This window comes from Streptosporangium sp. NPDC003464, assembly GCF_053588315.1.
Genome location: NZ_JBSFPS010000322.1, coordinates 1 through 10453, shown reverse-complemented (window position 1 = coordinate 10453; position 10453 = coordinate 1). Strand labels below are relative to the sequence as shown.

Genomic DNA, 10453 nt, shown 5'->3' with positions numbered 1-10453 from the left:
GTCCGGCACGGAGGCGGCGGTGCCGCTGGCTGCCGATGTATGGATGTATATGGCCTTCAGCCGCAATCGGCGGCTCCGTCCCGCGTCGGGCGGGCTACCCGACGGCGTCTACCGCGATGACCCTCCACCGCCGCTGCCGTCCAGCCCGTTCCGGCTCGACCGGCAGGTGTTCCTCCACGCACTGGCACGACTGCCGGAGGTTCGTCAGCCATGGCTACGCGTGGTTTACGACGACGTGCAGGACCATCGATCCAACCTCCCGTTCTGGTGGTGAATGGATACCACTGCCGGCGCTGCTGTCACCGCTCGGGGCCTGCTGAGGTCGTTCTCGTCTGTAGGACCATGTCCTCATGTCAGTGACCGAGTTCGCCGGCGTGACCGGGGACAAAGATCGTGGCGTCACCCCCGAATCAGGGCTGTACGAGTTCCGGACCGAGAAGAACGCTCATGTCTACCTCCACGACACCGACTTCAAGTGTCTGACCTATCAGCCCGGCAGGCCGCCGGTGTTGTGGCTGGAGTTCCTCTACGATCCGCGGTGGACTCCGTCCGAGCTGTCCGAGACCCCTGTCGTGGTCTTCCGGTTCGAGGATGTTCACCTCGTCGAGTGGCGTGAGGACCGGGAAGGTCATACCTGCGTGACCGCCCAGCCGGCCGCTCCCGCTGGTCAAGTCGAACACTTCGATTGGGACGGTGCCGACCTGTTCACATTGGGCACCTTCACACTGCGTCCGGTCTTTCAAGCCCGACGAGCAGAGGTGACCGTACGCGCGAAGTAGCAGGAGGTCCCGCACCCCATCTTCTTAGCCTCGAACCCTTTCATCACGAGTGATCCGCCTCGTACTCGTGGCCGGGCCACGTCCCCCGGCCGATCCACGTCGTACGGAGACCGGCTGTCTCCACCAACGTCGGTGACGACACGGGCCCCGACCGTCCATCAACGGGCCCGGCGCAGGTGGACATGGATGCCGCGCGGCCGTCACCACGATCGCCCCGAACGGCATCGGCCGCCCCTCTCCATCGACCTCCTTCAGCGCCGGCCCCGCGTCAGCAAACCACCGGCTAACCGATGAAGACGTAGTCGGCCTGGTAGGGCACCTCCGCTGTCGGGGTGGCCTGCGGGTCGCAGGTGCCCGCGGGTGCGGTGCCGCCGACGGTGTTGAGCCGCATTATCTCGACGACGTCCTCCAGCCGTCCCTGATCCGCCCCCGTCTGTGTGGCCCGCAGGTCAAGCTCGGGGATGTTGCCGGCCCCGTTGGGCGTCCTGAGCACGACGCTGCCGGTGACCGCGCTGCCGTCCGGCGCGACCCACTGCGGCGGCCCCGCGACCGGCTGCACGAACGAGTGCCGGATATTGCCCCTGAGCAGCGCGGAGACATCGTGCTGTGTGAAGGCGAACGTGCCGTCGGCCTGCCTGGTGCAGGCGTAGATCTGCACGCCCTTGACAACGGGGGCGACATCGACGACCGGACGGTTTCCGTCGATTGGCTGGCTTATCTTGTGCAGTTGGCCTCGCACGGCGCCGCCGCGGAACTCATTGGTGTGGAGGTTGGTATAGAAGGAAGCCGGGTCGGAGACGAGCGCGGCCAGTAGCGCGCGGTCCTTGACCTTCACCGAGCCCTTCGCCGTGTGGCCGTACCGCTCCGACGTGAACAGTGGAATCTTCACCTCTCCGTTGGTCCCCGCTCCGCCCGCGTGGATGTGGGCCGCGGTCGGCCGGGAGATGCCCTCCCACCGCAGGATGTACGTGACGGTCGAACCCTTGACCTTGAGCACCCCGACCGCCCGCCCGTCCGGATCGCCCACGGCACCGCCGGTACCGGGTATCTCGTTGCGCCCCAGCAGGCTCGACACCAGATACACCCCCTCACCACCGGGCGAAGTGCCGGCAGGAGGCGCCGCGGAGGCGGGCGCACCCATGGCTGTGACCGAGGCGGCCGCCAGCACGACACTGGCGGAGATCACACTTTTGCTCGACATCGAACCACCTTTGAAATCTGGAGATCGTCTTCCATCATGATGGGGTCTCCGATTGTCCGTAAGGCATCCCTCGGCCTTCTTTTCTTTTCTCCAAAGCGAAACGGGATATCCGCTTGAAAGAAGAAGGTGACTTATGCACCCATAAAAAGCAGATTCTTCATCTTCAAGTCATTACATTGCGTTCCATTCCGTTCCGCCCGGGTGGTCACTTTCCGGCTGGGCCGAACAACGGGGCGATCCCAGCAGGCAGGGCGGCAATGCCGGACGGGCCGCTGCGGATCCGGAGGTGTCGCCGTTCCTCTGACGCGGCAGGTTCTCGGCATCATCCGGCCCGATGCATCAGCCGGGTGCGTCGGCCAGGCTTGGCGCACACCAGCCCGGCCAGGCAGATGCGACCGCATCCCTTGCCGGTCACGGGCACGATCGGGGTACGGCCGCGCGGTGCCCAAGTGCGGGCCTTGGCCGGCCTCAGTCCTTTGCCGGCCTCATCTTCCCAGCACAGCCAGGCCCCAGGTCGATCGCCGCCCTTCTATGGCCGGCCACTGCTCGACGATCCACTGCTCGATCACCCCCTCGTCGCGCTCGACCGCCCGATGCAGGGCACCTGCGGGCTCCAGCCGATCCGGTGCAGCAGATACGACACCCCGCGCGGGGTGTAGCGGATGTGAAACAGCTCGGCGATCAGATCGGCGACCCCGCCGGCGTACAGCGCTGGTCCTCGATGAAGCCGTGCGCGTCCGGGCCCCACTTCTGAATGCCGCGGACTTTCGTCCGGCTGCAATCAGATCCGGCAGCACAAGAGGCATAATCTCGCCCGAAAGCCGGGTCGGGAACGATGGCGTAGGATCGATCGAGGACTTTGGGCCACCCCCAAGGACGCGATGGCAACGTTATCATGCCTTGGCGCGACCATTTCTGCCCTGGCCGCAACGATGGCCGTTATCTTAGATCGCGGATAAATTAACACTTCAAGGAAGAACTCCTTCAACGTCTGTGCGTCGATTCGACGGAACGCGTCTCGGCTGCCGTGAGAGTGCTCCGCGCAAGTTTGAGGAAGAACGACGCGCTCGGCACCGTGAGGTTGCGGAGCTGCGCGGGGCATTGCAAGTGACTCAAGGGGAGAACCCGGAGCTGCGCCGCCGCCCTGGGCGATACGAGCCGGCCTGATCGCGTTCTGTCGGTGTACAGGTGAGTGTGCGGAGACACGTACGCGCAGATACAGGCGGATACAGAGGGTGGCGCAGCGACCGGACAGAGCGTCTCCGCGCCCTGAGGGGCTTGAGCCGGGCGACGGTCAGGATCGGCCCGTGCCCAACCGTCGGGTGAGGAACTGCTCAAACGTCAGCAGTTCCGGGTGCTGTCGGCGCAGGGTCGCGATGTCGGCCTGGTAGCCCTCTTCGGCGAACCACTCGAACATGCGCTCATCGATCGGCAGCGCCTCGAACCTGGTCGGGGTGCCGGTGACGCGCTCGTAGATCTGGGCGACCTCGGGGAAGGTGAGCTCGTCGCCGGCGAGTTCGATCTGCCTGCCGATGAACTGCCCGGGGTTGTCGAAGGCGTCCGCGGCGAAGATCCCGATGTCGTCGCCGGCGATGAACTGCATCGGCTTGTCCGGCTTGACCGGCAGGGACAGGAGCCGCTCGCCTTCGGCGTCGGCGTAGTGCAGCAGGTTGTTCATGAAGAACACGGGCCGCAGGATGGTGGCGGGCACGCCGAGGGCCAGGATGTGCCGCTCGATCTCGGCCTTGCTCTCGAAGTGGTCGATGCCGGTGTGGCGTTCGGCGCCACCGACGGAGCTGTAGACCAGGTGGGCGATGCCGCTGTCACGGGCGATGTCGGCCACGGTCTTGCCCTGGCGGACCTCGGCGGCGAGGGTCTCGGGCTCATAGGCCAGCGCCTGGACGCTGAACACGCCGTACACACCACGCATCGCCTCCTGCAAGGAGCGGGGGTCGTCGAGATCGCCCTGGACCAGTTCGGCGCCCTGGTCGCGCAGCACTTGAGCCGCGGGTTTGCTCGCATCACGCACCAGCGCGCGGACAGTCCAGCCGCGGGCCAGCAGTTGGCGGGCGGCGGCTCCGCCCTGATTACCGGTCGCGCCGGTGACGAGAACAACACGGGAAGCAGACATGGTGGGACAACCGCCTATTACTCGGAGCGTTTTGCTCCGAGTAATGTAACTCGGAGCGGAGCGCTCCGCAATTGGTATCCTGGATCCATGTCCGACCCCGTGACGCCGCGCAAGCGAGGCCCGCAGGCCTTGGCAGCCCGCAACGACCAGGCACTGATCGAGGCCGCCCGCCACGTGTTCACCACTCAGGGGTTCGACGCGCCCGTCGCGGCCGTCGCCGAGCGCGCGGGTGTGGGCATGGGCAGCCTGTACCGCCGTTACCGCACCAAGGAAGAACTCCTCCAACGTCTGTGCGTCGATTCGATGGAACGTGTCTCGGCTGCCGCTCAGGACGGCCTGGCCCATGAGGACCCCTGGCAAGGACTGGCCCACTACATCCAGCAGTGCGTGGCCTTCGGCTTCGGCGTCCTGGCCCCGCTGGCCGGTGCCATCGACGTCACGCCCGAGATGCGGCAGGCCAACCAGCGAGCCCAGCGCCTGGCCGACGGACTCATCACCCGCGCTCACCGCGCCGGCGTGCTTCGCACGGACGTGTCCACCATGGACATCTCCCTGCTCATCGGCCAGTTCAGCCGCACAGTCCCAGCCCCGCCAGGGCAGGGTGAGGAGGAGATCCGCTCCCGGCTGCTGGCCATCGCCCTGGACGGCTTGAAAGCCCACAACACCGGCACGCTGCCCGGCGGGCCGCCCAGCGTGCAGCGCTACCAGGCCCTATGGGACACCTGATGGGCAACAGCCCGCGGCGGCCGGGTCCGCGGTGGGGAGAGAACCCGGCTCGGTGCTCCGGGAACAAGATCGAGCTGCCGGATGGCGGCTGGGGCCACGGCCGGGAGGAGGACACCGGATCTGGACACGCCGCCGGTCCCCGTTGCGAGCGCTTCCGGGGAGAGGCAAGGTGAGTCTCACGTGGCGGCGTCGAGGGCGCTACCTCCGGCGGGCTTCGAGCGCATCCAGAATCAGGTCCAGGCCGTAGCCGAACTCGCTCGCGTAGCTGTAGCCCGGCCGCAGAGCATGGTCGACGATCATCTCCGTAAGGTACGGCAACTCGTCCGCCGGCAGCTGCTCGAGAATGCCGCCGGCCACTTCCTCGACATCGTCCGGCGTCGTCAGCGGCAAGTTCGCCTCCTGGAGGACGAACCCGCCGACGTAGCTGTCGATGAGCGAGACAGCGTGCGCGGCCATCGGCAGCGTGAACCCCGCCTCCCGGAGAACACCGAGGACGGCGTCGTGGTGGCGTAGCGTCGCCGGCCCCGGGTTGCGACGGGAGTCCATGAGGCCGAGAGCCCAGCTGTGCTGCGACAGAACCGCGCGTGCAGAGGAAGCGCGCGCACGGATCGCGTCGCGCCAATCGTCGCACCCGAAGCCGGGTAGCTTGATCGCCGCGAACACCATGTCGACCACGCCGTCGAGGATCGCGTCCTTGTTCGGTACGTGGTGGTAGAGCGACATCGCCTCCACACCCAGTTCCTGCGCCACCCGTCGCATCGTGATCGCCTCCACGCCGCCGCGATCCGCGACCCGGATGGCGGCTTCCAGCACGAGAGCCCTGCTGAGCGGTTGCGGTGGTGGTGACACGACGGCTCCGAAGTGTGGGCGGATTGACAACCTTACAAGCGTAAGCCAGCCTTACAAGCGTAAGCCGCCTTACTGGCGTAAGTCCTCCGGGCCGGCATCAGCTGGGGCGCGGCGGACGTCTGACCTACGACACGCCCCACCGGGGCGAGAGGAGATCCCGATGCCGATGCCGAGGTGGTGGGGGCACGTGAACAAGAGGGTGTTCAACCCTCGCGCGATCGCGGGCGGGACGTGGCCGGTGCTGATGCACGTCGGTCGCGTTTCTGGCGCGACGTACCGCACGCCGCTCGATGCGCATCCTGTCGACGGCGGCTACCTGTTCGTCCTGGTGTATGGATCGCGCTCGGACTGGGTGCAGAACGTCCTGGCAGCCGACGGTGCGCGGCTCCGGGTCGACGGGAGGGAGGTGGAACTCGCCGCCCCACGCCTCGTCGGGAGAGAGGAGGCGTTCCAGGCCCTCCCCGATGAGGTGGCACGCCCGCCGAGGCTGCTCCGCATCACCGAGTTCCTCCGTATGGACCTGGTCGCAGACTGACGCGCGCGGACCCGGCCGCAGACTGACGCGCATGAACCTGGTCGCAGACTGACGTGCGCGGACCCGGCCGCAGGCTGACGATCGACGTCCGGCGGCGCGGAGCCTCGATCACCACTACGGACAGCTCGCCGAGGACGGCATCGGCGCCCAGCGGCATGTCGCCACCGACACCATGGACGGGCAGGTCGGAGTGGGGCGGCCGTCCGCTCCGGCCGCCCCTGCGGCCGGCTTGCCGGCCGGCGCGTTCCGGGACGGCGGCGGCGGAGCCGATCCCTCACGGCCACTTCACCCCTGATGACGCCACCCCTTCACCCATGACGCCACCCCGAGTGGAGGGCCGTGTCCGCGCGCCGCGCACGCCCAGACATTCCAGACAGGATCAGGGAATACCATAGGGGGGTATGGTGTTATAGTGAGCAGTACCGAGTGAGAGGGCGGGGCGATGGTTGGGCACACCGGCACCAAGAACGATCACCTCCGGCGGCTGCGCCGGATCGAGGGGCAGGCCAGGGGCCTGCAGCGGATGGTCGAGGACGACAAGTACTGCATCGACATCCTCACCCAGGTGTCGGCCGCCACCAGCGCCCTCCAGTCCTTCGCCCTGTCCCTGCTCGAAGGGCACCTGGCTCACTGCGTCGCCGAGGCCACCGTCAAGGGCGGCCCCGAGGCGCAGGCCAAGATCAAAGAAGCTTCCGACGCCATCGCACGGCTTGTCCGTTCCTGAAGGAGTTATCGATATGGCCACCACCACCTACACCGTCACGGGCATGACCTGCGGCCACTGCGTCAGCTCGGTCAAGGAAGAGGTCAGCGAAGTCACGGGAGTGACAGGCGTCGAGGTTGACCTGGCCACCGGCCTGCTGACGGTCCAGAGCGACGCCCCCGTCGAAGCCGGCCGGATCGCCGCCGCCGTCGAGGCGGCCGGATACGGAGTGGCGGATCAGCCGTGAACACCCCGACCAAGCTCGGCGCCTACGCCCTGGGCCTTGCCGTCGTCTTCGGCGGGGCCCTGGGGGTGGGCAGCGCGGTCGGTGAGGTCGGCGCCTCACCCCAGGCCACCAGCCACAGCGAGGCCCCGGGTCACACCCGGAGCAGTCAACCAGCGAGCACGCACACCGGCGGAACGCACACCGCGAACGCCAAGCCAGAAGAGACAGTGTCCGAAAATACCCCCGGGGGGCTCCAAGTGTCAGAGAACGGCTACACCCTCAACCCGATCACCAGCACGATCAAGCCCGGCGTGCCCACCGATTTCCAGTTCACCGTGACGGGCCCGGACGGCAGCACCGTGACCGACTACCAGGTGCAGCACGACAAGAAGCTCCACTTCATCGTGGTGTCCAGGGATCTCGGCACCTTCCAGCACCTGCACCCGGTAGAGGCCGGTGGCGGCGTGTGGTCGGTGAAGCTGACGCTGCCCGAGGCGGGCGCCTACCGTGCCTTCGCCGACTTCGCCCCCACCGGCGGCAGCGCCTTGACGCTGGGCGCGGACCTGCTCGTGGCAGGCGAATACACGCCCAGGCCGCTTCCCGCCGCCAGCCGTACGGCAGACGTCGACGGCTACACCGTCACCCTTGACGGCGACCTGGTCCCCGGCCAGGCGAGCAAGCTCACCCTCACGGTGAGCAAGGACGGCAAGCCGGTCACCGACCTGCAGCCCTACCTCGGCGCCTATGGCCACCTCGTCGCTCTGCGCGGCAGCGACCTGGCCTACCTCCACGTGCACCCCGACGGCGAGCCCGGCGACGGCAGGACCCAGCCAGGGCCGGAGATCGTCTTCTACGCCGAGGTGCCCAGCCGGGGCGACTACCGTCTCTTCCTGGACTTCCAGCACGGAGGCAAGGTCCGCACCGCCGACTTCACACTCGGCACCGGGCAGGCGGCGACCTCCGCCGCGGAGCCCACGCCGAGCGCCGCGGAGTCCGGCGGGCACGGCGGCCACAAGCACTGACCCGCAGGACGCCGAGAAACCCGAGAAAGGAGAGGTGATGTCCCCCCTCACCGACGACAAGCCCCAAAGTGCCGTCGAACTATCGATCGGTGGCATGACCTGCGCGTCCTGCGCCAACAGGATCGAGCGCAAGCTGAACAAGCTCGAGGGCGTGACCGCGACGGTCAACTACGCGACGGAGAAGGCGAAGGTCACCTTTCCTGAAGGGGTGGACCCGCAGGAGCTGATCGCCACCGTGGAGTCGGCGGGCTACACCGCCGAGCTGCCCAGGCCGCCACAGGCGGAGGCCGAGCCGCAGGAGCCCGAGGACGGACTCGGGCCGCTGCGCAACCGGCTGATCACCTCGTTGGTCCTGGCGGTGCCGGTGATCGCGATGGCGATGATCCCACCGCTGCAGTTCACCAACTGGCAGTGGCTGTCGCTGACGCTGGCCGCGCCGGTCGTGGTCTATGCGGGCTGGCCGTTCCACAAGGCCGCGTGGACGAATCTGCGTCACGGCGCGGCGACCATGGACACGCTGGTATCGCTGGGCACGTTGGCCGCTCTGGGGTGGTCGCTGTGGGCGCTGTTCTTCGGTACGGCGGGCACGCCCGGAATGACCCACCCGTTCGAGTTCACGATCGCGAGGACCGACGGCTCGGGCAACATCTACCTTGAGGCCGCGGCCGGCGTGACCGCGTTCATCCTGGCCGGACGCTACTTCGAGGCCCGCTCCAAGCGCCGGGCGGGAGCCGCCCTACGGGCGTTGCTGGAGCTGGGCGCCAAGGAGGTCGCGGTGCTCCGCGGCGGCACCGAGGTCCGCATCCCCACCGACCAGCTCGCCGTAGGCGACCGGTTCGTGGTACGGCCGGGCGAGAAGATCGCCACTGACGGCGTGGTGACGGAGGGCACCTCGGCCGTCGACGCCTCCATGCTGACCGGCGAGTCGATCCCGGTGGAGGTACGGCCGGCCGACACTGTGACCGGCGCCACCGTGAACGCGGGCGGCCGCCTGGTCGTCCGCGCCACGCGGATCGGCTCCGACACCCAGCTCGCCCAGATGGCCAAGCTCGTGGAAGACGCGCAGACCGGCAAGGCCCAGGTGCAGCGCCTGGCCGACCGCGTCTCCGGCATCTTCGTCCCCATCGTCATCGCGCTGGCCCTCGGCACCCTGGGCTTCTGGCTGGGAACCGGCGACGGCGTGGGAGCGGCCTTCACCGCGGCGGTAGCCGTACTGATCATCGCCTGCCCGTGCGCGCTCGGCCTGGCCACCCCCACCGCCCTGCTGGTGGGCACCGGCAGGGGAGCCCAGCTCGGCATCCTGATCAAGGGCCCCGAGGTTCTGGAGTCCACCCGCAAGGTGGACACCGTGGTGCTGGACAAGACCGGCACCGTCACCGAGGGCAAGATGACGCTGGTCGAGACGTACGTGGCCGACGGCGAGGACACCGACGAGGTGCTGCGCCTGGCCGGCGCCCTGGAGCACGCCTCCGAGCACCCCATCGCGCAGGCCATCGCCCGGGGCGCGGCCGAGCGGGTCGGCGCCCTGCCCGCTCCCGAGGACTTCGCCAACATCGAAGGGCTCGGGGTGCAGGGCATCGTCGACGGGCACGCCGTCCTCGTCGGCAGGCCCAAGCTGCTCGCCGAATGGTCCCAGCACCTGCCCGTCGACCTCGAGCGCGCCCTGGAGGCGGCTCAGGCCGCCGGCCGCACGGCTGTGGCGGTCGGCTGGGACGGCAAGGCTCGCGCGGTCCTGGTGGTGTCCGACGTGGTCAAGCCCACCTCCGCCGAGGCCATCAGGCAGCTCCGTGCGCTGGGCCTGACCCCGGTGCTGCTCACCGGCGACAACGAGGCCGTCGCCAGGAGCGTGGCCGCCGAGGTCGGCATCGACGAGGTGATCGCCGAGGTGCTGCCCAAGGACAAGGTGGACGTCGTCAAGAAGCTGCAGTCCGAGGGCAGGACAGTGGCCATGGTCGGCGACGGTGTGAACGACGCGGCCGCGCTCGCCCAGGCCGACCTCGGCCTCGCCATGGGCACCGGCACCGACGCCGCGATCGAAGCCTCCGATCTCACCCTGGTCAGAGGCGACCTCCGGGTCGCCGCGGACGCGATCCGGCTGTCGCGCCGGACGCTGCGCACCATCAAGGGCAACCTGTTCTGGGCCTTCGCCTACAACGTGGCCGCGCTGCCGCTGGCCGCGATGGGGCCTCCGAGTGCCAGCCGGTGATCCTGGATCGAGGTGACGCCGGACGCGAGCGCCAACGTGCGGATCGTCAAGACGCCTCCTCAGCACGTAGATGGG

The 10453-nt window shown here is 68.4% G+C and carries 11 protein-coding genes and 1 pseudogene; 8 read left to right on the top strand and 4 right to left on the bottom strand.

All coding sequences use genetic code 11. The features are described from left to right. A pseudogene (locus tag ACWDS7_RS42415) lies at positions 1-274 on the top strand (hypothetical protein); the annotation flags it as partial. Between the two features lie 76 nt (positions 275-350). Further along, a complete protein-coding gene (locus ACWDS7_RS42410) occupies positions 351-779 on the top strand; it encodes a hypothetical protein (RefSeq protein ID WP_451933891.1) in 429 nt (142 codons plus the stop codon). A gap of 283 nt (positions 780-1062) precedes the next feature. Here the strand turns inward: ACWDS7_RS42410 and ACWDS7_RS42405 are convergent, their stop codons facing one another. From ACWDS7_RS42405 to ACWDS7_RS42395, 3 genes are all read right to left on the bottom strand, one after another. Continuing rightward, the gene (locus tag ACWDS7_RS42405) at positions 1063-1980 is read right to left on the bottom strand and encodes a CHRD domain-containing protein (protein ID WP_451933890.1); all 918 of its coding nucleotides are present in this window, start codon (positions 1978-1980) and stop codon (positions 1063-1065) included. A 565-nt stretch (positions 1981-2545) separates the two neighbouring features. Next, a complete protein-coding gene (locus ACWDS7_RS42400) occupies positions 2546-2728 on the bottom strand; it encodes a helix-turn-helix domain-containing protein (RefSeq protein ID WP_451933889.1) in 183 nt (60 codons plus the stop codon). A 546-nt stretch (positions 2729-3274) separates the two neighbouring features. Then, entirely contained in the window at positions 3275-4111 is an 837-nt protein-coding gene (locus ACWDS7_RS42395; RefSeq protein WP_451933888.1) for an NmrA/HSCARG family protein, read from the bottom strand. Between the two features lie 87 nt (positions 4112-4198). Between ACWDS7_RS42395 and ACWDS7_RS42390 the strand changes: the two genes are divergently transcribed. Beyond that, positions 4199-4837 (top strand): TetR/AcrR family transcriptional regulator, encoded by a 639-nt coding sequence (locus ACWDS7_RS42390; protein WP_451933887.1) that lies wholly within the window; start codon positions 4199-4201, stop codon positions 4835-4837. Between the two features lie 198 nt (positions 4838-5035). Here the strand turns inward: ACWDS7_RS42390 and ACWDS7_RS42385 are convergent, their stop codons facing one another. Then, complete coding sequence (locus tag ACWDS7_RS42385; protein ID WP_451933886.1) at positions 5036-5650, bottom strand: TetR/AcrR family transcriptional regulator; 615 nt, start codon at positions 5648-5650, stop codon at positions 5036-5038. Positions 5651-5873: 223 nt separating this feature from the next. Between ACWDS7_RS42385 and ACWDS7_RS42380 the strand changes: the two genes are divergently transcribed. From ACWDS7_RS42380 to ACWDS7_RS42360, 5 genes are all read left to right on the top strand, one after another. After that, positions 5874-6221: a nitroreductase family deazaflavin-dependent oxidoreductase gene (locus tag ACWDS7_RS42380; RefSeq protein ID WP_451933885.1), complete on the top strand. Its 348-nt coding sequence runs from the start codon at positions 5874-5876 to the stop codon at positions 6219-6221. A 442-nt stretch (positions 6222-6663) separates the two neighbouring features. Then, positions 6664-6945: a metal-sensitive transcriptional regulator gene (locus tag ACWDS7_RS42375; RefSeq protein WP_451933884.1), complete on the top strand. Its 282-nt coding sequence runs from the start codon at positions 6664-6666 to the stop codon at positions 6943-6945. 13 nt (positions 6946-6958) lie between these two features. Next, entirely contained in the window at positions 6959-7171 is a 213-nt protein-coding gene (locus ACWDS7_RS42370; RefSeq protein WP_306869401.1) for a heavy-metal-associated domain-containing protein, read from the top strand. Beyond that, positions 7168-8172 (top strand): hypothetical protein, encoded by a 1005-nt coding sequence (locus ACWDS7_RS42365; protein ID WP_451933883.1) that lies wholly within the window; start codon positions 7168-7170, stop codon positions 8170-8172. Before ACWDS7_RS42370 ends, ACWDS7_RS42365 begins: the two co-directional genes overlap by 4 nt. A gap of 37 nt (positions 8173-8209) precedes the next feature. Then, positions 8210-10378, top strand: a complete 2169-nt coding sequence (locus ACWDS7_RS42360) for a heavy metal translocating P-type ATPase (protein WP_451933882.1) — start codon at positions 8210-8212, stop codon at positions 10376-10378. The last annotated feature ends 75 nt before the right edge of the window (positions 10379-10453 follow it).

Bases quoted from the DNA above. Each gene is read 5' to 3' on its own strand.
- ACWDS7_RS42410 (WP_451933891.1), top strand. From the start codon at position 351: ATGTCAGTGACCGAGTTCGCCGGCGTGACCGGGGACAAAGATCGTGGC.
- ACWDS7_RS42375 (WP_451933884.1), top strand. From the start codon at position 6,664: ATGGTTGGGCACACCGGCACCAAGAACGATCACCTCCGGCGGCTGCGC.
- ACWDS7_RS42360 (WP_451933882.1), top strand. From the start codon at position 8,210: ATGTCCCCCCTCACCGACGACAAGCCCCAAAGTGCCGTCGAACTATCG.
- ACWDS7_RS42395 (WP_451933888.1), bottom strand. From the start codon at position 4,111: ATGTCTGCTTCCCGTGTTGTTCTCGTCACCGGCGCGACCGGTAATCAG.
- ACWDS7_RS42390 (WP_451933887.1), top strand. From the start codon at position 4,199: ATGTCCGACCCCGTGACGCCGCGCAAGCGAGGCCCGCAGGCCTTGGCA.
- ACWDS7_RS42370 (WP_306869401.1), top strand. From the start codon at position 6,959: ATGGCCACCACCACCTACACCGTCACGGGCATGACCTGCGGCCACTGC.
- ACWDS7_RS42405 (WP_451933890.1), bottom strand. From the start codon at position 1,980: ATGTCGAGCAAAAGTGTGATCTCCGCCAGTGTCGTGCTGGCGGCCGCC.